Raw genomic sequence first — 23,672 nt, forward strand, 5'->3', positions numbered from 1 at the left:
CTACTCGGCCTTCACCGACATCGTCTGGATGATCGTCTCCAGCTGCGCGCTCATCGGCAGGTTGATGCTCTCCCCGGTCGGCAGCTTGCGCAGGAACCAGCGCTTGTACTGCCGCTCGATCTCGCCGTCTTCCGCGAGCACCTGGAAGGCATCGATGACCACCTTGTTCAGTTGCGGGTCGTCCTTGCGGTACATGATCCCGTAGGGGTCGTAGGAGAGAAAGTCGCCGACCACCTCGTAGTCGGCCTTGGCCGCGTCCTGGGCGATCAGGCCGTAGAGCAGCACATCGTCGGTCGCGAAGGCGTCGGCCTGGCCGCTCTTCACGAGCCCGAACGACTCCGCGTGGTCACGCGCCACCAGCAAGTCGATGCCGAGCTTGAACTTCGCCGACAGGTCGCGCAGCGTCTTCTCGTTGGTGGTGCCGGCCGTCACCGCCACCTTCCTGCCCGCGAGGTCGCGGAACGACTTGATGGGCGAGCCCTTGCGCACCAGCACCTTGGTGCCGGAGACGAACATGGTCGGCGAGAAGCTCACGCGCTTCTGGCGCTCGAGGTTGTTGGTGGTCGAGCCGCATTCCAGGTCGACCTTGCCGCTCACGACCGCGTCGATGCGCGAGTCGGACGTGACGGGCACCCACTGGATGGCGAGGCTCTTGTTCACCGCGTCTTCGATGGCGCTCACCAGCGAGCGGCACAGTTCGATCGAATAGCCGATGGGTTCCTTGCGCGTGTTGAGGAACGAGAACGGCACCGACGACTCGCGGTAGCCGATGGCGATGGTGCCGCTGGCGCGTGCCTTGGCCAGCGTGCCGATGAGTTCCTGCGCCTGGGCGGCAACGGCCGCCGTGGCCAGCGTCACGGTTGCGAGCAGCAGGCCGGCGATGCGCTTCATGATGGCGCCTTGGCTCATGCGTGCGCCGGATGGGCGAGGGTGGCGCTGGCCTCTTCGTCGAGCGCCTTGGCGTTGATCTCGGCGTCTCTCTCGGAGAGCAGTTCGCCTTCCCACTTGGCAACCACGGCGGTGGCGATGGAGTTGCCCACCGCGTTGGTGGCCGAGCGGCCCATGTCGAGGAAGGTGTCCACGCCCAGGATCAGCAGCAGGCCGGCCTCCGGAATGTCGAAGTGGTTCAGCGTGGCGGCGATCACCACCAGCGAGGCACGCGGCACGCCGGCCATGCCCTTGGAGGTGAGCATCAGGATCAGCAGCATCGTGACCTGCGTGCTGATCGGCATGTGGATGTTGTAGGCCTGTGCGATGAAGAGCACGGCAAAGGTGCAGTACATCATGGAGCCGTCGAGGTTGAACGAGTAGCCCATGGGCATCACGAAGCTCGAGATCTTGCGTTTCACGCCGAAGCGGTCGAGCGCCTGCAGGATCTTGGGGTAGGCCGCCTCGGAACTGGCCGTGGCAAAGGACAGCAGGAAGGCTTCCTTGATGAGCACCAGCAGCTTGAACACGCGCGGGCCGAGGAACAGGAAGCCCGCCAGCGTCAGCACGCTCCACAGCACGAACAGGCCCAGATAGAAGTCGCCCATGAACACCGCGAACTTGATCAGGATGCCCAGCCCGTTCACGGCCACCGTGGCGGCCATGGCCGCCAGCACCGCGAGCGGCGCGAGCTTCATGACGTAGCCGGTGATCTTGAGCATGGCGTGCGACAGCTCCTCGATGGCCGCCACCAGCGTCTTGGCCTTGTCGCCCAGCGAGGCGAGCGCCACGCCGAAGAACATCGAGAACACCACGATCTGCAGGATCTCGTTGTTGGCCATGGCCTCGACAAAGGACTTGGGCACCGTGTGGCTCACGAAGTCCTTCAGCGTGAACTTGGAAGTCGCGAGGTTGGCCGAGGCGCCGATGTCGGGCAGCGGCAGGCCCAGGTTCTCGCCGGGCTTGAGCAGGTTGGCCATGATCAGGCCGATCACCAGCGAGATCAGCGAGGCCGTGAGGAACCAGCCGATGGCCTTGCCGAACACGCGGCCGACCGACTTGGCGTCGCCCATGTGCGCGATGCCCACCACCAGCGTGGAGAACACCAGCGGGCCGATCAGCATCTTGATCAGGCGCAGGAACACGTCCGAGACAATGGAGACGTAGTCGGCGATCTCCTTGGCGGCTTTCTTGTCCGGAAAGCTTGTGAAGATCATGTAGCCCACGAGGATGCCCAGGACCATGGCGATCAGGATCCAGGCGGCCATCGGCAGCTTCTTTTTCATGCGTATCCCCTTTTGTCGTGTATGAGTATTTCTTCGGCCACAGGGTATCGAAGAAGCCCCATGGCACGCAATGGCTCCAGAGGCCCAATTCCATGCGGCGGCCATGCGGCTGGCGCTGCCTACAATTCCTTGCATGGAAATCAGCTCGATCGAGTTTCGCGGCCAGCTCGCCGTATGCGCCCGTGGCGCCGACGGCAGTAGCCTCACCGTGGCGCTGCACGGCGCGCAAGTACTCTCCTGGATCACGGCCGACGGGGTGGAAAGGCTTTACCTGAGCCCGCGCGCCGTGTTCGACGGGCAGGCGGCCATCCGCGGCGGCGTGCCGATATGTTGCCCGCAATTCAACCAGCGCGGCATGCTGCCCAAACATGGTTTCATGCGCAATCTGCCTTGGGAAGCCGAAGCCGCCGGCATGCCCGGCACGCTCCGGCTCACGCTGCGCGACAGCGAAGCCACCCGCAAGCTCTGGCCGCATGCCTTCGAGGCGCGGCTCGAAGCCACCCTGGAAGCCGGCAAGCTGCGCACGGCGCTCACGCTGCTCAATACCGACAACGCGCCCTGGACCTTCGCCGCGGCGCTGCACACCTACCTGCGGGTCGACGACATCGCTCAGGTGCGGCTCGAAGGCCTGCAGGGTGCCAACCGCTGGGATTCGCTGCGCGACGATCGCCATGTGGAAACCGAGCCGGCGCTGCATTTCGACGCCGAATTCGACAGCGTCTATGCCGCGCCGCCCGAGCCGCTGCGGCTGGTTCAGCCCGCCGGCACCCTCGAGATCTCGCAAAGCGCCAGCTGCACCGAAACCGTGGTCTGGAACCCCGGTGCCGTGCTCGGTGCGAAACTCGCCGACATGCCCGAAGACGGCTATCGCCACATGCTCTGCGTCGAGGCGGCCCGCATCGACGAGCCGGTGCTGCTGGCACCCGGCGCCCAATGGCAGGGCTGGCAACAGCTTTGCGTTCTCTGATTCTTTTCCGGTTCATCCCATGCTTGCCAAACGCATCATTCCCTGCCTCGACGTCACCGGCGGCCGTGTCGTCAAGGGCGTCAACTTCCTCGAACTGCGCGACGCCGGCGATCCGGTCGAGATCGCGGCGCGCTACAACGCCCAGGGCGCGGACGAACTGACCTTCCTGGACATCACCGCCACCAGCGACGGCCGCGACCTGATCCTGCCGATCATCGAGGCCGTGGCCTCGCAGGTCTTCATTCCCCTGACCGTGGGCGGCGGCGTGCGCACCGTGGCCGACGTGCGGCGGCTGCTCAACGCGGGCGCCGACAAGACCAGCTTCAACTCGGCCGCCATCGCCGACCCGAACGTGATCGACGCCGCCTCGCAGAAATACGGCTCGCAGTGCATCGTGGTGGCCATCGACGCCAAGCGCCGCACGCCTGAAGAGGCCGCCACGCGCGGCGCCGGCTGGGACGTGTACAGCCACGGCGGGCGCAAGAACACCGGTCTCGATGCCGTCGAATGGGCCACCGAGATGGTCCGCCGCGGTGCCGGCGAGATCTTGCTGACCAGCATGGACCGCGACGGCACCAAGAGCGGCTTCGACCTGGCGCTGACCCGCGCGGTGAGCGACGCGGTCGGCGTGCCGGTGATCGCCTCGGGCGGCGTGGGCAATCTCGACGACCTGGCCGACGGCATCCAGAACGGCGGCGCCGACGCGGTGCTGGCCGCCAGCATCTTCCACTACGGTGAATACACGGTCGGGCAGGCCAAGGCCCGCATGGCCGAGCGCGGAATCCCTGTGCGCAGCTGAGCTTTAAGGGTCTTTTTCTATCCCTGACAATACCTCCATGAATTGGCTCGATGAAGTGAAGTGGGACGCGAACGGCTTGGTGCCGGTCATCGCGCAGGAACAGGGCAGCAACGACGTCCTGATGTTCGCGTGGATGAACCGCGAGGCGCTCGAAAAGACCGCTGAGCTGGGTCGCGCCGTGTATTTCAGCCGTTCGCGCAACAAGCTCTGGTTCAAGGGCGAGGAATCCGGCCACGTGCAGACCGTGCACGAGATCCGCCTCGATTGCGACAACGACGTGGTGCTGCTCAAGGTCACCCAGCTCGGCCACGAGCCCGGCATCGCCTGCCACACCGGCCGCCACAGCTGCTTCTTCAGCAAGTACGAGAACGGCAACTGGACCGTGGTCGAGCCCGTCTTGAAAGACCCGGAGTCGATCTACAAATGATGGCCGCCGTGAACACCGAGATCTCCGATGCCCTTGCCCGACTGGCCGCCGTCATCGAGACGCGCCTGCCCGCGCAAGGCGGCGACCCCGAAAAAAGCTACGTTGCGCGCCTGCTGCACAAGGGGCCCGACGCCTTCCTCAAGAAGATCGGCGAGGAAGCCACCGAGGTCGTGATGGCCGCCAAGGACGCCGACCACGGCGGCGACCGTTCGAAAATAGTGAACGAAGTGGCCGACCTGTGGTTCCACACCATGGTGGCGCTGGCGCACTACGGCTTTTCGCCGGCCGACGTGGTGGCGGAACTGGAGCGCCGCGAAGGCACCAGCGGCATCGAGGAAAAAGCCCTGCGCAAGGTGCAGCAGCGCAGCAGCGAAGAAAAAGGCGGGGTATCCGGATGAGCGACATCACCACCATCGACGACTTCTCCTCGGGCAAGACGCCCGAGCAGATCGAGAGCTTGCGCCAGATCACGCTGGCGGTCTACGTGCTGTATGCGCTGTCGTGGTTCACCGGCGGCCTCACGGGCATCGTGGGCATCGTGCTGAACTACGTCAAGCGCGAAGACGCCGCGGGCACGCTCTACCAGAGCCATTTCACCTGGCAGATCCGCACCTTCTGGTGGGGATTGTGCTGGTCCATCCTGGGGTTCATCACCATCTGGATCCTGGTCGGTTTTCCCATTCTCTTTGCCACGGCCGTGTGGATGATCTACCGGCTGGTCAAGGGATGGCTGAACTGGAGCGAACGCAAGCCCATGGCTGTCTGAGCATGTCACACGATCCCAACTGCATCTTCTGCAAAATCATCGAGGGCAAGATTCCCTCGCGCAAGGTCTACGAAGACGAAGACCTGTTCGGCTTTCACGACATCGCGCCGTGGGCGCCGGTGCACTTCATGCTGGTGCCCAAGAAGCACATCGCCTCGATGGCCCAGCTGACGCCCGACGACGCGGCCCTCATGGGCAAGATCATGACCCTGGCACCCAAGCTGGCGCTGGAACAGGGCTGCAGGCCCTATCCGGAAGGCGGCTTCCGGGTCGTGGTCAACACGGGCGCCGAGGGTGGGCAGGAGGTCCAGCATCTCCATGTCCATGTCATGGGCGGTCCCCGGCCATGGCTTCGCGGCTGAGCCGCATTAAGCCAAACTGTCACATTACGCCCGACTAAAATCGGGCACATTCTTAGGAGTCTTCCATGGGTTCTTTTTCTATCTGGCACTGGCTGATCGTGCTGCTCGTCGTGGTCATGATCTTCGGCACCAAGAAGCTGCGGAACATGGGTTCGGACCTTGGTGGCGCCGTCAAGGGCTTCAAGGACGGCATGAAGGACGGCAGCTCGTCCGACGCCGCCGCTTCGTCGGCCCCTGCGCAGCAAGTGACGGGCCAGCCGGCCAACAGCGACAAGTCGACGATCGACGTCGAAGCGCGTCAGAAGTCCTGAGCGCGGCCCGCACGTGCTCGACCTCGGCATTGAGAAGCTGGCGCTGATCGGCGTCGTGGCGCTGATCGTCATCGGCCCGGAAAAGCTGCCGCGCGTGGCCCGCACCGTCGGCACCTTGCTCGGCAAGGCGCAGCGCTACGTCAACGACGTCAAGGCCGAAGTCAACCGCTCGATGGAGCTCGACGAACTGCGCAAGATGAAGACCACCGTGGAGGATGCGGCGCGCGACGTCGAGCACAGCATCCACACCGGTGCGAGCGAATTCGAGAAGCAGTTCTCCGGGTCGGGCGAAACCCTCTCGGCGCTGGCCGAACCAGAGCCGCCACCGCCGCCCGAATACAAGCACCCGCGCAAGAACTGGCGCCTGAAGCAGGGCGCCACGCCGCAGTGGTACAAGGCGCGCAACGGCGTGCGCACCAAGGCGCTGTCGGGCGCCGCGCGCGTCGCGCGCTTCCGTCCGCACACGATCAACAAGATCAACTAGCGCATCCACAACACCGCGTTCTGAGCGCGCCGCACGCCGGCCGACGTCACGCTTTCTTCTTTTCCAATGGCCGATTCCGACAACAAGAACAAAGACAAAGAAGACGAGCTGGCGGGCACCGAGCAGCCGTTCGTGGCGCATCTGGTCGAGCTTCGCGACCGGTTGCTCTACTGTGTCTACGGGCTCGTGGTCGCCGGCATCCTGCTGGCCATCTGGCCGGGCCCCGGCGGGCTGATCGACCTGATCGCCATGCCGATCAAGGCCCACATGCCGCACGACGCGAAGCTCATCGCCATCGGAGTGTTCTCGCCGTTCTTCGTGCCGCTCAAGGTGTTGATGATGGCGGCCGTGCTGCTGGCGCTGCCCTGGCTCATGTACCAGGCGTGGATGTTCGTGGCGCCGGGCCTCTACAGCCACGAAAAGAAGTTCGCGCTGCCGCTGATCTTCTTCGGCAGCCTGCTGGCCTACGCCGGCATCGCCTTCGTGCAGCTCTTCGTGCTGGACAAGATGTTCAGCTTCATCCAGCGTTTCGCGCCCGCCGCGGTGCAGGCGACGCCGGACATTTCCTCCTACGTCGAGGCCATTCTTTCGCTCTACATCGCGTTCGGCGTCGCCTTCCAGGTGCCGATCGTCGTGATGCTGCTGGTGCGCTTCGAGATGGTCACCATCGAGAAGCTGAAGTCGTTTCGCGGCTACTTCATCGTGGTGGCCTTCGTGGTGGCCGCCGTGCTGACCCCGCCCGACGTGGTGTCGCAGCTCGCCCTGGCCGTGCCGATGTGCCTGCTTTACGAGGTGGGCATCATCGGCGCCAAGTATTTCGCCAGCAGCGGCAAGAAGCCGGAAGACGAAGAAAGCGCCGATTCGGCATCATCCAGCTGATCCGCTGAATGGGATAGCCGCAGGCGATCCCAATGTCCAGAACACCGAGGAACCGGCTTAGCCGGGTCTCAGGTGTTGCCCCCGGTAGGGGGAAGGCGAAGCGGACACGAAGTGCCGCGCAGCCTGGGGGCGAGCCTATTCTTGTTGATTGGGCACTTGCCGCACCGGGCTCTTTGGTCGAAGCCCCGGCGTCACATCCAGTTCCATCTTGTCGCTGCCGCGTTGCAGCGCGAAGCGCGAGGTGCTGCCGGGCTTCAGGCCGGCCACCGCGGTCAGCAGCGCCTGCACGTTGTCCGTCTTCTTCTCGCCCACCGAGGTGATCACGTCGCCCGGGCGAATGCCGGCCTTGGCCGCGGGGCCGTTCTGCAGCACGCCGGTGATGATCACGCCGGAGTCGGCCTTCACGCCGAAGGTCTCGGCCAGTTCGGGCGAGAGGTCGCTCGGCTCCACGCCGATCCAGCCGCGGCGCACCTGGCCTTCCTTGACGATGCCTTCGAGCACGATCTTGGCCATCGAGACCGGGATCGCGAAGCCGATGCCCATGCTGCCGCCCGAGCGCGAGTAGATCGCGGTGTTGATGCCCTGCAGGTTGCCGTGCACGTCGATCAGCGCGCCGCCCGAGTTGCCGGGGTTGATGGCCGCGTCGGTCTGGATGAAGTTCTCGAAGTTGTTGATGCCCAGCTGGTTGCGTCCCAGCGCCGAGACGATGCCGCTGGTCACGGTCTGGCCCACGCCGAAGGGGTTGCCGATGGCCAGCACCTGGTCGCCCACCTGCAGCGCGTCGGAGTCGCCCAGCACGATCACCGGCAGCTTGTCGAGCTCGATCTTGAGCACGGCCAGGTCGGTGTCGGGGTCGGTGCCGATCACCTTGCCGCGCGCGTGACGGCTGTCGTTCAGCGTCACTTCGATCTCGTCGGCGCCCTCGACCACGTGGTTGTTGGTGAGGATGTAACCGTCGGTGCTGACGATCACGCCGCTGCCCAGGCCCACCTGGGGCTGGTCGTCTTGGTCGCCGAAGAAGAAGCGGAACCACGGGTCGTTGCTGCGCGGATGGCGCTGCGCCGCCTTGCTGGTGTTGATGCTCACCACCGCCGGCGAGGCCTTCTTGGCCGGCACGGCCAGGCTGCCGGGCGTTGCGATGGCCGGGTTGGCGGTGGGCGCCTGCACGACCGACACCACGCCGCCCAGCGAGGTCGCGCGCTTGTTGAGCCATTCGGGCTTGAGCGTCGCGACGACGAAGTACGCCGCGAGCAGGACGGTCACGGCTTGGGCAAAAAGCAGCCAGGTACGTTTCATGAAAACTTGCTGAAAAGACGTTCGGAGAGCGCCATTCCAGGCGCGGCACTGCCTCCGATTGTCCCTCAACGGCACTGTCCATAGACCGCGCCGGGCGGTCGAGATTGCGGCCGGTCGGCTGCGTGAATCCGGGATAACCCCTAGTATTCCGGGTCGGTTCCGATCCGGACCGTGCTTTCCAGGCCTCCCGCGCTGCCCACCCGGCGGATGCGGCCAGGCGTTTCGTCGGCGCGCCGCCTCCCGTTCCCACCCGGTCTCGCGGACCGGTGCGCGCAGCAACGATATCTCCGTCAGCCATGACCCCAGAAGCAACCCTCCCGGACGGCGCGCAGCCGGCGCCGGCACGCACGCTCGGCACGAGCGACTACAAGACCCTGGCCCTGTCCGCCCTCGGCGGCACGCTGGAGTTCTACGACTTCGTCATCTACGTCTTCTTCGCCACCGTGCTGGGAGCGCTGTTCTTCCCGACGGACATGCCCGACTGGCTGCGGCAGCTGCAGACCTTCGGCATCTTCGCGGCCGGCTACCTGGCGCGGCCGGTGGGCGGCATCGTCATCGCGCATTTCGGCGACATCTTCGGCCGCAAGCGCATGTTCACGCTGTCGATCTTCCTGATGGCGGCGCCCACGCTGGTCATCGGCCTGCTGCCGACCTACGCGAGCATCGGCGTGGCGGCGCCGCTGCTGCTGTTGCTGATGCGCGTGCTGCAGGGCGCGGCCATCGGCGGCGAGATGCCGGGTGCCTGGGTGTTCGTGGGCGAGCATGTGCCGGCCAGGCGCTACGGTTTCGGCATCGGCATGCTGACCTCGGGCATCACCGGCGGCATCCTGCTGGGTTCGCTGATCGCGGTGGCCATCAACCGCCATTACTCGCCCGAGCAGGTGAGCGACTTCGCCTGGCGCATTCCGTTCATCCTGGGCGGGGTGTTCGGGCTGGTGTCGGTGTACCTGCGCCGCTTCCTGCATGAGACGCCCGTGTTCAAGGAGCTGGCCGGCCGCCGCAGCGTGGCGCGCGAACTGCCGCTGCGCACCGTGCTGCGCGAGCACCGCCTGGCCTGCGTGTACGTCGCGCTGCTGACCTGGGTGCTGTCGGCCGCCATCGTGGTGGTGGTGCTCTACACGCCCACCTACCTGCAGAAGGTGCACCACATCCCGGCCGCGCTGTCGCTGGAAGCCAATGCGCTGGCCACGCTGACCCTGACGCTGGGCTGCATGCTCGCGGGCTGGGCCAGCGACCGTTTCGGCACGCGCACGGTGATGCTGGTGGGCTGGGGCGGACTGTTCGCGACCGCCTACCTTTTCTACACCGGCCTGCCCGGCACGCCGGCCACGCTGTTCTGGCACTACGGGCTGGTCGGCCTGTTCGTGGGCACCATCGCCACGGTGCCGATCGCGGGCGTGCGCGCGTTCCCGGCGCCGGTGCGGTTCACCGGGCTTTCGTTCGCCTACAACATGTCTTATGCCGTCTTCGGCGGGCTCACGCCGGTGATCCTCACGCTCTGGCTGCAGCACGACACCATGGCGCCCGCGCACTACGTGGCGGTGCTGGCGGCGCTGGGCTTCCTGCTCGCGCTCCTGCCCCTTGCCGTGCGCGGCCATGCCATGCGCGACGGCGTGGCGCCCGCGGGGCGCGCGACAATGTCGCGATGAGCACCACCCGCCACGAACTGCTTCACGCATTCGACCTGCTGCTCGCCCCCGGGCGCTTCAAGGATTACGGACCCAACGGCCTTCAGGTCGAGGGGCGCACCGTGGTCCGCAAGATCGTCTCGGGCGTGACCGCCAGCCGCGCCTTGATCGAAGCCGCCATCCGCGCCGAAGCCGACGCCATCTTCGTCCACCACGGCCTGTTCTGGCGCGGCCAGAGCGGCTGCGTCACCGGCTGGATGAAACAGCGCCTGGGCCTGCTGCTCGGCCACGACATCAACCTGTTCGCCTACCACCTGCCGCTCGACGCGCACCCTGAGTTGGGCAACAACGCGCAGCTTGGCCTGCAACTGGGGCTCGTGGCCCATCCTGGCGCCACCGGGCGCTTCGGCGAGCAGGAGCTGGGTTTCCTGGGCACGCGCGAGAACGGCGAGGGCTTTGCCGATGCCAAGGCGCTTGCCACCCATGTGGAGGGCGTGCTGAAGCGGCCCGTCACGCTGCTCGATACCGCGCAGCGTCCCATCAAGACCGTCGCCTGGTGCACGGGCGGCGCCCAGGGCTATTTCGAGGCCGCCATCGCGGCCGGGGCAGACGCCTTCATCACCGGCGAGATCTCGGAACCCCAGGCCCACTACGCACGCGAGATGGGTGTGGCCTTCCTGGCCTGCGGTCACCATGCCACCGAGCGCTACGGCGCCCAGGCGGTGGCCGGGCACGTGGCGGCGCAGCTCGGGCTGACGCACGAGTTCATCGACATCGACAACCCCGCATGAGCGCAGTGAACAGCCCCATCGCCATCACCCTGGGCGACCCCGCGGGCATCGGCCCCGAGATCATCGCCAAGGCTTTCCGCGAGGCGCCGGATGCCACGCGTGGCGCCTTCGTGGCCGGCGACGTCGGCACGATGCGCCAGGCCTCCCAGGCGCTGGCCGCGCCGGGAGAACTGGCGTGGCCGGTGCTGGAGATCGAATCCGTCGCCGAGGTTGCCACCGTGCCGCCGCGCTGCATCCCGGTGCTGCAGGTCATCGCGCCGCCTTCGGGCATCGAGATAGGGCAGGTCAGCGCCGAGGCCGGCCGCGTGGCGGGCGAATGCGTGGTCTGGGCCGCGCGGGCCGCGTTGCGCGGCGAGGTGGCCGCCATCGTGACCGCGCCGCTGCACAAGGAGGCGCTGTCCGCCGCTGGCTTTCCGTATCCCGGCCATACCGAATTGCTGCAGGCCGAGGCCGCCGCGCACCTGGGCCGCACCGTGGCCGACGTGCCGGTGCGCATGATGCTGGCCAACGACGAGTTGCGCACCGTGCTCGTCAGCATTCATGTGTCGCTGCGCCAGGCCATCGAGGCGGTCCGCTTCGAGGGCGTGCTCGAGACGCTGCGCATCACGCACCGCGCGTTGACCCATGCGCTGGGCCGCATGCCGCGCATCGGCGTGGCGGGCCTGAACCCGCATGCGGGGGAGGGCGGCCTTTTCGGCTCGGAGGAGCGGGAGGTCATCGTGCCGGCCATCGAGGCCGCGCGCGCCGAAGGCATTGACGCCCATGGGCCCTATGCGCCCGACACCGTGTTCATGCGCGCGCGCGCCAAGGGCGGCGTGCCGTCCAGCGGCGAGTTCGACGTGGTGATTGCGATGTACCACGACCAGGGCCTGATCCCGGTCAAGTACCTGGGCGTGGAGAAGGGCGTGAACGTGACGCTGGGGCTGCCGCTGGTGCGCACCAGCCCCGATCACGGCACCGCGTTCGACATCGCGGGCACGGGGCAGGCCGATGCGTCCAGCCTCGTCGAGGCATTGCGCATGGCCCGTCGGCTGAGCTGAAAGCGAGAGCCGCCGGGGCTTTCAGGAACACCGAGGAACCGGCTCTGCCGGGCCTCTGGTGTTGCCCCCGGTAGGGGGTAGGCGAAGCGACACGAAGTGCGCGCAGCCTGGGGGCGAGCAACAGTTATCGCTTGAGGCTATCGCGAATTTCGCGCAGCAGTATCACGTCTTCGGGCGTTGCGGGGGCGGCGGCCGGTGCCGGCTCTTCGCTGCGCTTGAGGCGGTTGATCTGCTTGACCATCATGAAGATGATGAAGGCGAGGATCACGAAGTTGACCGCGATGGTGATGAAGTTGCCGTAGGCCAGCACGGGCACGCCGGCCTTCTTCAGGTCGGCCAGCGTGTTCGCCACGCCGGCCGGTGCGGTGCCCAGCACCACGTAGAGGTTGGAGAAGTCGAGCTTCCCGAACACCAGGCCCACCAGCGGCATGATGATGTCGGCCACGAGCGAATCGACGATCTTGCCGAACGCGCCGCCGATGATCACGCCGACCGCCAGGTCGATGACGTTGCCCTTGACGGCAAATTCCTTGAATTCACTGAGGATGCTCATGATTCAAAAGGCTGCTGGAGCTCTGCTGTTGAAGGAGAGCCGAGTATGCCCGCGATTGTTCACTTCCCAGGCGGGCGCAACGCGACATCGACGTGCGCGGTGGGTAACCCTTCACGACTGCGCGCGGCAATCTGCCTGAAGCCGTCCTCGAGGTGCCGCACGAAGCGCGGCGTGTCGAAGTAGCCGCGGCGCGCCTCCTTGGCCGCGGCCAGCCGCGCGCGCAAGGCAGCGAGTTCGTCGGGGTGCGTGGCGTAGTGGATGGCCTTCTGCACGTACTCCGCGTGGTTCGTGGCCACCAGCTCCGGCAGCCCGATGGCGCCCAGCAGGCTGCCCGCCATGCGCGACACCATCGTCGAGCCCGTGAGCGCCAGCAGCGGAACGCCCGACCACAGCACGTCGTTCGCGGTGGCGCCGCTGCTGTAGGGGAAGGTGTCGATGAACAGGTCGGCCAGGCCGATGCGCGCCAGGTGCTGGTCGACCGGCATGCGCGGCGACACGATCAGGCGCTCGGCCGGCAGGCCGGCCTTTTCCCAGTGCGCGCGCAGGTTGCGCTCGAAGCCGTTCGGGCCTTGCGCGAGCCATAGCACTGAGTTCGGAATGCCCCGCACGATGCGGACCCAGGCGTCGAAGGTTTCGGGCTGGATCTTGAAGGACTGCGAGAAATTGCACAGCACGAACGCGTCTTCCGGCAGGCCGTGCGCCTCGCGCGTGGCCTTGTGCGGGTTGACGGGGCGCTTCGTGTCGATCACCTGGAAGGTCTCGGGCAGGCGCAGCAGCTTCTCGGTGTAGCAGTCTTCCGTGCCCTGCGGCGAGAGAAAACCGTCGGACACCAGGTAGTCGTAGTTGGTAGAGCCGCTGGTGCCCATGTAGCCCAGCCACATGAGCTGCGCGGGCGCCGTGTGATAGGCCATGACCTGCGGCTTGGCGCCGCGCGTGTCGCCCGAGAGGTCGACCAGGATGTCGATCTCGTCCTCGCGGATGCGCTCGGCCATCTGCTGGATCGACTGGCCGTGCATGTCCACGAAATGCTCCGCCGACGCCGCGATGCGCGCGCGCGCCGGGTGGCCGTCGTCCGGGCCGTAGGAGTACACGAAGACTTCGAAGTCCTTTCGGTCGTGCAGGCTGTAGAGCTCGGCCGTCAGGTGGGCCACCGGGTGGTTGCGGAAGTCGAACGAGTAGTAGCCCACGCGGATGCGCGGCGATGTGCGGCGCGCCCCGGCATCGGCAAAGGGCTTGATGGCCGTGTTCCTGTCGGCCAGCGTGGCGGAGCGCTGGGTCCAGTGCATCAGCCGGTGGGCGTCGTCGTAGTTCGACATCAGGATGAACGACGACGCTGTCTGGTCGTCGACCGGATTGTCCAGGCGGGCCGCGATCTTCGCGCGCAGCTCGGGCACGCCCTCCCAGCGGGCGATGTGCGCCTTTTCGCCGAGCAGCCACACCATGGCCGGCATGAAGTCCGGGTCGTCGCGCAGGCACTGCTCGAACTCCGCGATGGCGGCCTCCGACTGCCCGGCCATCACGTAGGTCACGCCGAGGTTGCAGCGCGCGAGCACCTGGCGCGGATGCAGTTCGAGGGCCTTCTTGAGCACCTCGATGGCCGCGTCGTAGCGGCCCTGGCGGAAGTTCGTCGCGCCGAGGTTGTTCAGCAGCGCTTCCTGTTCGGGCATCGACTCCAGCGCGAGCTTGTACAGCTCTTCCGATTCGTCGAAGCGCATCGCCGCGCCCTCCAGCGCGGCGCAGACGCCGTAGAGCGCCGCCACCGCTTCGGGGTCCGACAGGGCCCTGGCCCGCACTTCGACTGTCGAATGGCGCATGGCGCGCTGCATCGGCGCGATGGCCTCTTCGTTGCGGCCGCAGGCGATCAGCGCGCGCGACAGCAGATAGGCCGCCTCGAAGTCGGGCGGATCGGTCTGGGCCTGCTCCAGCGAAGTCAGCGCGCCGGCCCAGTCCTTCTGGTGGGCGCGGATCTTCCCGATGTTCTTGTGGGCGGCGATGTAGCCGGAGTCCAGCTTCAGTGCCTGGCGGAACTGCTCGACAGCCTCTTCGAGGCGGTCCTGCTCCATGTCGATCGCGCCGGCGTTGTTCCATGCCGCGGGTGACTGAGGCGCCAGCCGCGTGGCCTCGCCGGCGGCTTCGCGTGCCTGGCGGAATTTTTTCTGCTGGCGGTAGACCGCCGACAGGTTCACATAGGCCTCGGGATAGTTCGGCAGCGCCTTGATCGCGCGGCGAAGGTCTTGCTGCGCTTCGGCCAGCAGGCCCATGTGCATGAAGATGGTTGCGCGCGTATTGAAATAGAAGTGGTGCGGCGACTTCGCGATCGCACGGTTCACGTAGTTCAGCGCCAGCTTCGGGCGGCCCTGCCGGTAGAGCGCCTCACCCGTGAGGTGCAGTGCGTCGGCGTGCTCGGGGAATTGCGACAGCAGGTTTTCGTAGATCCGCAGGGCTTCGGTGAAGCGGCCCATGCGGTGCTGCGTCAGCCCCTGTTCCAGAAGACGGCTTGCCTCATCGGCGGAGGCGGTGGGCGCGGGGGCGAGAGAAGGTGAGTTCATGAAGCCGTGGGTTGGACGGGTCAGAAGATCGGCCGCTGAAATTCCGGCCTGGAGGCATGAAAAAAGACCGGCCACCCAGTATAGGTGGCCGGCCTCGTGTTGTAACCGTTGGCAACCCCCGGCAGCGCACAGGCGCCGCCCGGGGATCGCCGCGTGGATCACCAGGACCAGGAAGCGCCGACCCCGCCGCCGACCTTGCCGCTCTGGCCGGTGCCGAGGTTGACCTTGATCTGCGACGCCTCGCCGAGGCGGAAGCTGATCGCGGCCGCAATCGCCGAGCGGCCGTCGTAGGAGCCGACGCCCACGCCCACGCCGAACTGCTTGCCCGCTTCCAGGGCCGGCACCGAGGCCGCGGCCATCGCGATGGCCGCGCCGGTGCTGCCGACCTTGCGCGCGTCCTGCACTTCGCTGCGCACCTGGTTCAGCTGTTGCATGTTGGCTGCGTCCGTCGGCAGGATGCCTGGGGCCACGTTCTGCACGCGGCCGTTCGCCACCACGCCGTTGCCCGCCGTGATCGTGCCGCCGGCGTTCACGTTGCCCGTCACGTTGACCGTGCCGGCATTCAGCGTCGTGACGTTGCCCGTCACCGCGTTGATCGTCGTGATGTTGCCGGTCTGCGTGTTGAGCACCGTGATGTTGCCGTTGGCCGCGGTGATCGTCTGGAAGTTGCCGGTGGTCGCGTTCACCGTGCCGGCATTGACCGTGCTCGCGTTCACCGTCGTTGCGCTCACCGTGTTGGCGGTCAGTGCGTTGATGGTGGCGCTGGCCGCCGTCAGGTTGGTGGTGCTGACGTTGGTCGAGTTCAGCGTGTTGATCGTGCCGTGGCCCGCCGACAGGTTGGCCGTCGTGATGTTGGTCGACGTCAGGTTGTTGATCGTGCCGTTGGCGGTCGTCAGGTTGTTGGTGCTGACGTTGGTCGCGCTCAACGTGTTGATCGTGCCGTTGTTTGCGGTCAGGTTCGTGGTGCTGACGTTCGTGGCGTTCAGCGTGTTGACCGTACCGTTGCTCGCCGACAGGTTCGTCGTCGTGACGTTGGTAGCGCTCAACGTGTTGATCGTGCCCGCGGTCGCCGACAGGTTGGATGTCGTGACGTTGGTCGCGTTCAGGGTGTTGATCGTGCCGTTGCTGGCCGTCAGGTTGGTGGTGCTGACGTTGGTGGCGTTCAGCGTATTGACCGTGCCGTTGCTTGCCGACAGGTTCGTCGTCGTGATGTCGGTGGCGTTCAGCGTGTTGATGGTGCCGCTGCTGGCCGTCAGGTTCGTCGTGCTGACGTTCGTGGCATTCAGCGTATTGACCGTACCGTTGCTTGCCGACAGGTTCGTCGTCGTGATGTCGGTGGCGTTCAGCGTGTTGATGGTGCCGCTGCTGGCCGTCAGGTTCGTCGTGCTGACGTTCGTGGCATTCAGCGTATTGACCGTACCGTTGCTTGCCGACAGGTTCGTCGTCGTGATGTCGGTGGCGTTCAGCGTGTTGATGGTGCCGCTGCTGGCCGTCAGGTTGGTGGTGCTGACGTTGGTGGCATTCAACGTATTGACCGTACCGTTGCTCGCCGACAGGTTGGTCGTCGTGATGTCGGTGGCGTTCAGCGTGTTGATGGTGCCGTTGCTGGCCGTCAGGTTGGTGGTGCTGACGTTGGTGGCATTCAACGTGTTGACCGTGCCGTTGCTTGCCGACAGGTTCGTCGTCGTGATGTCGGTGGCGTTCAGCGTGTTGACCGTGCCCGTGGTCGCCGACAGGCTGGACGTCGTGACGTTGGTCGCGTTCAGCGTGTTGATGGTGCCGTTGCTGGCGGTCAGATCGGTCGTGCTGACATTGGTCGCGTTCAGCGTGTTGACCGTGCCCGTGGTCGCCGACAGGCTGGACGTCGTGACGTTGGTGGCGTTCAGCGTATTGATGGTGCCGTTGCTGGCGGTCAGGGCCGTCGTGCTGACGTTGGTCGCGTTCAGCGTGTTGACCGTACCGGTGGTCGCCGACAGGCTGGACGTCGTGACATTGGTCGCGTTCAGCGTATTGATGGTGCCGTTGCTGGCCGTCAGGTCCGTCGTGCTGACGTTGGTGGCGTTCAGCGTGTTGACCGTGCCCGTGGTCGCCGACAGGTTGGATGTCGTGACGTTGGTCGCGTTCAGCGTATTGATGGTGCCGTTGCCGGCGGTCAGATCGGTCGTGCTGACATTGGTGGCGTTCAACGTGTTGACTGTGCCAGTGGTTGCCGACAGGCTGGACGTCGTGACGTTGGTCGCGTTCAACGTATTGATGGTGCCGTTGCTGGCGGTCAGGGCCGTCGTGCTGACATTGGTCGCGTTCAGCGTGTTGACCGTACCCGTGGTCGCCGACAGGCTGGACGTCGTGACGTTGGTCGCGTTCAGCGTGTTGATGGTGCCGTTGCCGGCGGTCAGATCGGTCGTGCTGACATTGGTGGCGTTCAACGTGTTGACCGTGCCGGTGGTCGCCGACAGGCTGGACGTCGTGACGTTGGTCGCGTTCAGCGTGTTGATGGTGCCGTTGCTGGCGGTCAAGTCCGTCGTGCTGACATTGGTAGCGTTCAGCGTGTTGACCGTACCGGTGGTCGCCGACAGGCTGGACGTCGTGACGGTGGTCGCGTTCAACGTATTGATGGTGCCGTTGCTGGCGGTCAGGGCCGTCGTGCTGACATTGGTCGCGTTCAGCGTGTTGACCGTACCCGTGGTCGCCGACAGGCTGGACGTCGTGACGTTGGTCGCGTTCAGCGTGTTGATGGTGCCGCTGCTGGCGGTCAGATCGGTCGTGCTGACATTGGTGGCGTTCAGCGTGTTGACCGTACCGGTGGTCGCCGACAGGCTGGACGTCGTGACGTTGGTGGCGTTCAGCGTATTGATGGTGCCGTTGCTGGCCGTCAGGTCCGTCGTGCTGACGTTGGTGGCGTTCAGCGTGTTGACCGTGCCCGTGGTCGCCGACAGGTTGGATGTCGTGACGTTGGTCGCGTTCAGCGTATTGATGGTGCCGTTGCCGGCGGTCAGATCGGTCGTGCTGACATTGGTAGCGTTCAGCGTGTTGACCGTACCGGTGGTCGCCGACAGGCTGGACGTCGTGACGTTGGTCGCGTTCAGCGTATTGATGGTGCCGTTGCCGGCGGTCAGATCGGTCGTGCTGACATTGGTGGCGTTCAGCGTGTTGACCGTACCGGTGGTCGCCGACAGGCTGGACGTCGTGACGTTGGTCGCGTTCAGCGTATTGATGGTGCCGTTGCTGGCGGTCAGATCGGTCGTGCTGACATTGGTGGCGTTCAGCGTGTTGACCGTACCGGTGGTCGCCGACAGGCTGGACGTCGTGACGTTGGTCGCGTTCAGCGTATTGATGGTGCCGTTGCCGGCGGTCAGATCGGTCGTGCTGACATTGGTGGCGTTCAGCGTGTTGACCGTACCGGTGGTCGCCGACAGGCTGGACGTCGTGACGTTGGTCGCGTTCAGCGTATTGATGGTGCCGTTGCTGGCCGTCAGGGCCGTCGTGCTGACGTTGGTGGCGTTCAGCGTGTTGACCGTACCCGTGGTCGCCGACAGGTTGGACGTCGTGGTGTTCGTCGCGTTGATGGTGCCGGCAGTGAGCGTGCCGGTACTGATGCTGGTCGACGTGAGACTGGTGATCGTGCCTGTCGCGGCGGTCAGCACGTTGGCGCCGAGGGTGCCGGTGAAGGTTCCGTTGGTTGCCTGGACACCGTTGGCCGTCACGGTGCCGGTGATGTTGGCGCTGCCTGCCGTCAGGGCCGCGATGTTGGCGCCGGCCGCGGTCACGTTGCCGGTGACGTCGACGCTGCCGGCGGAAACGGTGGCAGACGTGATGCTTGACGCGCTGAGCGTATTGATGGTGCCGGTGTTGGCGGTGATGGTGCCCGCGCTGATGCTGCCGGCAGTCAGGGAGGTCGTACTCACGCCCTGGGGCGCGTTCAGCAGGCCACCGGTGTTGGTTGCGTTGCCACCGTTATTGATCCGGATGGGGTCGCCCCCGATCGTCACTGCCTGCGCGTACGCCACTGGCAGCGTCATTACATATCCCGCCCCCACCAATACCGAGGCAAGCAGGTGGCTGATGCCCGTGCTGCGCGTGCCGGAAGACGAACGTTTGGAAGAGCGCTTGGGTGTAGTCATTTGGACCTTTTTCCTTGATGTATCGATGGCGACTTCCGGGCTCCCAGAGTCCCTTGTCGCGTGAAAGCAGGGTCGGGTTTCATTGCGTTACCCGGTGCAACCGATGCTAGGAATCGAGGTACTTGCTGAACATCACCGGGATCCGTAGTTCTGCGGTCCCGCGAGCGCTTCGATGCGTGTTCGAAAAAAAGTGGAGAGGTCCGCAAAGCCAATGCCCATGCGGCTTCGCGGGCATCACATGAATCCGTGGGCCATGCGTCGACACGCGATGTCGAGCGCGTTTCGTGTTGCGCGGTGCTACGTAACGTGCGCTCAAAACGCCACGTAACAACCGCGCGAAAACGACCTTTTCAGAGCCCTCTCAAGACCGCGTTGCACGGTCCGTTTGCGTCAATTTCTTCAATGAAATCAAAGTACTACAGGCAATGGCATGCCTGTTCGCACGGTGCTTTTTCGCGCAGGCATCGTTCCTGCGACATCTGAAACGAAAGACAACATTTCGAAGCTACCCGCAGGTAGCAATGAGCAAGAGGGGATGTCGCGTGGTCAATCTGTTTTCGAGCTTTGCCAATGCCTACATGGACACGGTTTTCCGTGTCGCCAGGGGAGTGCGGTCATGGAAATGAATATGAGTGTCCGTTGCCAACCCGTGCGGCCGATGCCGTCGGTTGCGCAGATGTATGGCGGTGTCTTCCATGCCGCGCTGATCGTCGCGGACGATCTTGCGGTCGCCGATCGCATGCGTCGCATCCTGGCCGAGCTCGCGCCGCGCCGCCGCATCGTGGTGGCGTCGAGCCGCGCCGAAGCCTGCAACCTGCTGGCCGCGCTGCCGTATGACCTCGCCCTGGTCGATATGCGGCTGCCGTCGAACGAAGGCATCTCGCTGCTTCATCATGTGCGCCAGAACTACCCGGGCATCGAAAGCGTCGGCATGTCCGATATCGACGACCAGGAACTGGTGGGCGCCGCGATTGCCGCGGGCGCCATCGGCTATCTGCTGACGGAAGCGGACGACATCGAGCTTGCCTATCTGCTGCGTTCGGTGGAACGCGGCGGCGCGCCGATGGACTCGCGCATCGCGCGGCGCATACTGAGTTCGATCGCCGCGTCCGCCAAGGCGCGCACGATCGAGCCGATCCGCGTGCAGGAGCCGCAGCAAGACGAGCCCGTGTCGGCCACGAAGCTGCCGCGCGGCCTGCTGTCGCCCAGGGAGCTCAAGGTGCTGCGGCTGATTGCGCAGGGCTGGAGCAACCGGCAGATCGCGGAAGCGGTCTATCTGTCGGTCAACACCATCGAGTTTCATGCCAAGAGCATCTACCGCAAGCTGTCCGTCAAGTCGCGGACCCAGGCGGTTCATGAGGCGATGCAGCACGGTCTTCTGAACTGAAGACGGCATCGGGGACAACCCTTGTCGCCAGGCGCCGCGCCGCCCTGCGCGCGCCTTGCAGCCCGCCTGCAGGCGGGCCGGACGCAATTCGGCCGTTGAATTCTCCCCCAGCGCCCCGCTACAATCGCTGGTTGACCCTGTTCAAGCCAAGGGTTGGCCCTGCTCCAGCGAAGAAGACAAGAGGATCCCCATGAGTGACATGACCTCCGGCTCGCCCCGGATCGACACAGGCAAACGAACCTGGCTGATCGCGTCCAGTTGTGCCGGCGTGGTGGGTGGCGTGGCAACCGCCATTCCCTTTGTGAGCACTTTCCAGCCTTCCGAGAAGGCCAAAGCCGCCGGCGCAGCGGTAGAGGTCGATATCTCGGGCCTCAAGGTCGGCGAGAAGATCACCGTCGAATGGCGTGGCAAGCCGGTCTGGATCCTCAAGCGCACCCCCGAGCAGGTCGCGGAACTCCCCAAGCTGGACGGGCAACTCGCCGACCCCCTGTCCAAGCGTCACCCCGACGAATTCACCCCCAAGTACGCACAGAACGAGCACCGTTCGATCAAGCCCGAAGTGCTGGTCGTGGTTGGCATCTGCACGCACCTGGGCTGCTCCCCGAGCGACCGCTTCCAGGCCGGCCCGCAGCCCTCGCTGCCCGCCGACTGGGAAGGCGGCTTCCTCTGCCCCTGCCACGGTTCCACTTTCGACCTGGCTGGCCGAGTCTTCAAGAACAAGCCCGCGCCCGACAACCTGCCGGTGCCGCCGCACATGTACCTGTCGGACACCAAGCTCCTGATCGGTGAAGACTCCAAGAAGGCCTGAGGCGGAAGAAGAACATGGCTGAATTCCACGAGATTTCCCCCAACGCACCGACCAGCGAAAAACTGCTGAACTGGGTCGACAACCGGTTCCCGCTCAGCAAGCTCTGGAACGACCAGTGGGGCAAGTACTACGCGCCGAAGAACTTCAACTTCTGGTACATCTTCGGCTCGCTGGCCATGCTGGTCCTGGTGATCCAGATCGTCACCGGCATCTTCCTGGTCATGCACTACAAGCCCGATGCGGCCCAGGCGTTCGCCTCGGTCGAGTACATCATGCGCGACGTGCCATGGGGCTGGCTGATCCGCTACATCCACTCGACGGGCGCCTCGGCGTTCTTCATCGTGGTGTACCTGCACATGTTCCGCGGCCTCATGTACGGCAGCTACCGCAAGCCGCGCGAGCTGATCTGGGTGTTCGGCTGCGCGATCTTCCTGTGCCTGATGGCCGAAGCCTTCATGGGCTACCTGCTGCCCTGGGGCCAGATGTCCTACTGGGGCGCCCAGGTGATCGTGAACCTGTTCGCCGCCATCCCGTTCATCGGCCCCGACCTGGCCCTGCTGATCCGCGGCGACTACGTGGTGAGCGACGCCACGCTGAACCGCTTCTTCAGCTTCCACGTGATCGCCGTGCCGCTGGTGCTGCTCGGCCTGGTGGTGGCCCACCTGATCGCGCTGCACGAAGTGGGTTCGAACAACCCCGACGGCATCGAGATCAAGGCCAAGCGCGGCCCCGACGGCCATCCGCTCGACGGCATTCCGTCGCACCCGTACTACACGGTGCACGACATCTTCGGCGTGGTGGTGTTCCTCACGATCTTCTCGGCCGTGATCTTCTTCGCGCCGGAAGCTGGCGGGTACTTCCTCGAGTACAACAACTTCATTCCGGCCGATTCGCTGAAGACGCCGAACCACATCGCCCCGGTCTGGTACTTCACGCCGTTCTATTCGATGCTGCGCGCAACCACCGACGACATGGTCAACGTGTTCTCGCTGATCATCGCCGCGGGCGCCATCCTGAACTTCGTCAAGGGCAAGTCGGGCACGGCGTTCAAGGTCGCGCTCATCGTCGTGGCGGCCGTGGTCATCTTCCTGCTCAAGTCCTTCGACGCCAAGTTCTGGGGCGTGGTCGTGATGGGCGGCTCGGTCATCATCCTGTTCTTCCTGCCGTGGCTCGACCACAGCGAAGTCAAGTCGATCCGCTACCGTCCGAGCTGGCACAAGTACGTGTACGGCGCCTTCGTCTTCTTCTTCCTCATCCTCGGCTACCTGGGCATCCAGCCGCCGGGCGTCTGGGGCAACCTGGTCATCGGATCGTTCGCGCTCGACATCGCGCAGACCATCTCGCAGATCGGCACGCTGGTCTACTTCGGCTTCTTCCTGCTGATGCCGTGGTGGAGCCGCAAGGGCGAGTTCAAGACCGTGCCCGAGCGCGTTGTCTTCGCCGCCCATTGAGACATGCTGCCCAAGAGAGCTGAGAGAAACACGATGAAGAAGAAAAGCATTTCCGGCTGGCTCGCGGTCCTGGGTCTGGCGCTGGGCCTGACCTTCTCCGCAGCCGCGTCGGCCGAGTCCGAAGGCATCGCCTGGGACAAGGCCAACACCAAGACCAACGACATGGCCGCGCTGCAGAACGGCGCCAAGCTGTTCGTCAACTACTGCCTGAACTGCCACTCGGCGGCGTTCATGCGCTACAACCGACTGCAGGACATCGGCATCACCGAGCAGCAGATCAAGGACAACCTTCTGTTCACGACCGACAAGGTCGGCGAAACCATGAAGGCCAACATCGATCCGCGCCAGGCCAAGGACTGGTTCGGCACCACGCCACCCGACCTCACGCTGGTCGCGCGCTCGCGCGCCGGCCACGGCGGCACGGGCGCAGACTACCTCTACACGTATCTGCGCACCTACTACCGCGACGACACAAAAGCCACCGGCTGGAACAACCTTGCGTTCCCCAGCGTCGCCATGCCGAACCCCCTGTGGGAACTGCAAGGCGAACGCCGCCCGGTCTACACCAAGGTCGAACAGCACGGCCACGAAACCGAAGTGTTCAAGGGCTGGGAGCAAGTCACTCCCGGCACCCTGACACCCGTGCAGTACGACAATGCCGTCGGCGACCTGGTGAGTTACCTGCAATGGATGGCCGAGCCGGCTCAGAACACCCGCATCCGCATCGGCGTGTGGGTGCTGCTGTTCCTGGCCATGTCGGTGGTTTTTGTGTGGCGACTGAACGCCTCGTACTGGAAAGACGTCAAGTAGTTCCGTCCACGCCGACCGGGCGCCCCGCCA

Annotated in this window: 22 protein-coding genes; 16 read left to right on the forward strand and 6 right to left on the reverse strand. The window is 65.3% G+C overall.

Features of this window, described 5'->3' with window-relative positions:
- Positions 1–891 (reverse strand): amino acid ABC transporter substrate-binding protein, encoded by an 891-nt coding sequence (locus tag L3V85_RS08935; RefSeq protein ID WP_237678959.1) that lies wholly within the window; start codon positions 889–891, stop codon positions 1–3.
- A 14-nt stretch (positions 892–905) separates the two neighbouring features.
- Complete coding sequence (locus L3V85_RS08940) at positions 906–2,213, reverse strand: dicarboxylate/amino acid:cation symporter (RefSeq protein WP_237678960.1); 1,308 nt, start codon at positions 2,211–2,213, stop codon at positions 906–908.
- 133 nt (positions 2,214–2,346) lie between these two features.
- On the opposite strand from L3V85_RS08940, the gene L3V85_RS08945 reads away from it, so the two are divergent.
- The 9 genes from L3V85_RS08945 (at position 2,347) to tatC (ending at position 7,208) form a co-directional block, all read left to right on the forward strand.
- Positions 2,347–3,180: a D-hexose-6-phosphate mutarotase gene (locus tag L3V85_RS08945; RefSeq protein WP_237678961.1), complete on the forward strand. Its 834-nt coding sequence runs from the start codon at positions 2,347–2,349 to the stop codon at positions 3,178–3,180.
- 19 nt (positions 3,181–3,199) lie between these two features.
- Entirely contained in the window at positions 3,200–3,979 is a 780-nt protein-coding gene (hisF, locus tag L3V85_RS08950) for an imidazole glycerol phosphate synthase subunit HisF (protein ID WP_237678962.1), read from the forward strand.
- A gap of 37 nt (positions 3,980–4,016) precedes the next feature.
- Positions 4,017–4,406: a phosphoribosyl-AMP cyclohydrolase gene (hisI, locus tag L3V85_RS08955; RefSeq protein ID WP_081266437.1), complete on the forward strand. Its 390-nt coding sequence runs from the start codon at positions 4,017–4,019 to the stop codon at positions 4,404–4,406.
- Positions 4,403–4,804, forward strand: coding sequence for a phosphoribosyl-ATP diphosphatase (locus L3V85_RS08960; protein WP_237678963.1), 402 nt, complete (start codon positions 4,403–4,405; stop codon positions 4,802–4,804). The genes hisI and L3V85_RS08960 overlap by 4 nt, the downstream gene beginning before the upstream one ends.
- On the forward strand, positions 4,801–5,172 hold the full coding sequence (locus L3V85_RS08965; protein WP_237678964.1) for a DUF4870 family protein: 372 nt from the start codon (positions 4,801–4,803) through the stop codon (positions 5,170–5,172). Before L3V85_RS08960 ends, L3V85_RS08965 begins: the two co-directional genes overlap by 4 nt.
- A 2-nt stretch (positions 5,173–5,174) precedes the next feature.
- On the forward strand, positions 5,175–5,534 hold the full coding sequence (locus tag L3V85_RS08970) for a histidine triad nucleotide-binding protein (RefSeq protein WP_237678965.1): 360 nt from the start codon (positions 5,175–5,177) through the stop codon (positions 5,532–5,534).
- A 65-nt stretch (positions 5,535–5,599) separates the two neighbouring features.
- Positions 5,600–5,845, forward strand: a complete 246-nt coding sequence (gene tatA / locus L3V85_RS08975; protein ID WP_237678966.1) for a Sec-independent protein translocase subunit TatA — start codon at positions 5,600–5,602, stop codon at positions 5,843–5,845.
- A gap of 13 nt (positions 5,846–5,858) precedes the next feature.
- The gene (gene tatB / locus L3V85_RS08980) at positions 5,859–6,329 is read left to right on the forward strand and encodes a Sec-independent protein translocase protein TatB (RefSeq protein ID WP_237678967.1); all 471 of its coding nucleotides are present in this window, start codon (positions 5,859–5,861) and stop codon (positions 6,327–6,329) included.
- Between the two features lie 66 nt (positions 6,330–6,395).
- Positions 6,396–7,208 carry a twin-arginine translocase subunit TatC gene (tatC, locus tag L3V85_RS08985; RefSeq protein ID WP_237678968.1) on the forward strand — a complete coding sequence of 271 codons (813 nt, stop codon included), beginning with the start codon at positions 6,396–6,398 and terminating at the stop codon, positions 7,206–7,208.
- A 135-nt stretch (positions 7,209–7,343) separates the two neighbouring features.
- Here tatC and L3V85_RS08990 read toward each other — a convergent pair whose 3' ends face one another.
- Entirely contained in the window at positions 7,344–8,504 is a 1,161-nt protein-coding gene (locus tag L3V85_RS08990) for a trypsin-like peptidase domain-containing protein (RefSeq protein ID WP_237678969.1), read from the reverse strand.
- A gap of 296 nt (positions 8,505–8,800) precedes the next feature.
- Between L3V85_RS08990 and L3V85_RS08995 the strand changes: the two genes are divergently transcribed.
- The 3 genes from L3V85_RS08995 to pdxA are packed head-to-tail and all read left to right on the forward strand — an operon-like array spanning position 8,801 to position 11,963.
- The gene (locus L3V85_RS08995; RefSeq protein WP_237678970.1) at positions 8,801–10,153 is read left to right on the forward strand and encodes an MFS transporter; all 1,353 of its coding nucleotides are present in this window, start codon (positions 8,801–8,803) and stop codon (positions 10,151–10,153) included.
- Positions 10,150–10,923: a Nif3-like dinuclear metal center hexameric protein gene (locus tag L3V85_RS09000; RefSeq protein WP_237678971.1), complete on the forward strand. Its 774-nt coding sequence runs from the start codon at positions 10,150–10,152 to the stop codon at positions 10,921–10,923. Before L3V85_RS08995 ends, L3V85_RS09000 begins: the two co-directional genes overlap by 4 nt.
- Positions 10,920–11,963, forward strand: a complete 1,044-nt coding sequence (gene pdxA / locus L3V85_RS09005) for a 4-hydroxythreonine-4-phosphate dehydrogenase PdxA (RefSeq protein ID WP_237678972.1) — start codon at positions 10,920–10,922, stop codon at positions 11,961–11,963. The genes L3V85_RS09000 and pdxA overlap by 4 nt, the downstream gene beginning before the upstream one ends.
- 124 nt (positions 11,964–12,087) lie before the next feature.
- Here pdxA and mscL read toward each other — a convergent pair whose 3' ends face one another.
- From mscL to L3V85_RS09020, 3 genes are all read right to left on the reverse strand, one after another.
- On the reverse strand, positions 12,088–12,516 hold the full coding sequence (mscL, locus tag L3V85_RS09010) for a large conductance mechanosensitive channel protein MscL (protein WP_237678973.1): 429 nt from the start codon (positions 12,514–12,516) through the stop codon (positions 12,088–12,090).
- Between the two features lie 59 nt (positions 12,517–12,575).
- The gene (locus tag L3V85_RS09015) at positions 12,576–15,065 is read right to left on the reverse strand and encodes a tetratricopeptide repeat protein (protein WP_237678974.1); all 2,490 of its coding nucleotides are present in this window, start codon (positions 15,063–15,065) and stop codon (positions 12,576–12,578) included.
- 158 nt (positions 15,066–15,223) lie between these two features.
- A complete protein-coding gene (locus L3V85_RS09020) occupies positions 15,224–19,186 on the reverse strand; it encodes a beta strand repeat-containing protein (protein ID WP_237678975.1) in 3,963 nt (1,320 codons plus the stop codon).
- Positions 19,187–19,814: 628 nt separating this feature from the next.
- On the opposite strand from L3V85_RS09020, the gene L3V85_RS09025 reads away from it, so the two are divergent.
- The 4 genes from L3V85_RS09025 (at position 19,815) to L3V85_RS09040 (ending at position 23,642) form a co-directional block, all read left to right on the forward strand.
- Positions 19,815–20,573 (forward strand): response regulator transcription factor, encoded by a 759-nt coding sequence (locus tag L3V85_RS09025; RefSeq protein ID WP_237678976.1) that lies wholly within the window; start codon positions 19,815–19,817, stop codon positions 20,571–20,573.
- Positions 20,574–20,763: 190 nt separating this feature from the next.
- Complete coding sequence (petA, locus tag L3V85_RS09030; protein ID WP_237678977.1) at positions 20,764–21,381, forward strand: ubiquinol-cytochrome c reductase iron-sulfur subunit; 618 nt, start codon at positions 20,764–20,766, stop codon at positions 21,379–21,381.
- A 14-nt stretch (positions 21,382–21,395) separates the two neighbouring features.
- Positions 21,396–22,832 carry a cytochrome b gene (locus L3V85_RS09035; protein ID WP_237678978.1) on the forward strand — a complete coding sequence of 479 codons (1,437 nt, stop codon included), beginning with the start codon at positions 21,396–21,398 and terminating at the stop codon, positions 22,830–22,832.
- 33 nt (positions 22,833–22,865) lie between these two features.
- Positions 22,866–23,642 (forward strand): cytochrome c1, encoded by a 777-nt coding sequence (locus tag L3V85_RS09040; RefSeq protein ID WP_237678979.1) that lies wholly within the window; start codon positions 22,866–22,868, stop codon positions 23,640–23,642.
- Positions 23,643–23,672: the final 30 nt, after the last annotated feature.

Origin of the sequence: Variovorax paradoxus (assembly GCF_022009635.1) — a bacterium.
In the GTDB taxonomy this organism is placed as follows: Bacteria; Pseudomonadota; Gammaproteobacteria; order Burkholderiales; family Burkholderiaceae_C; genus Variovorax.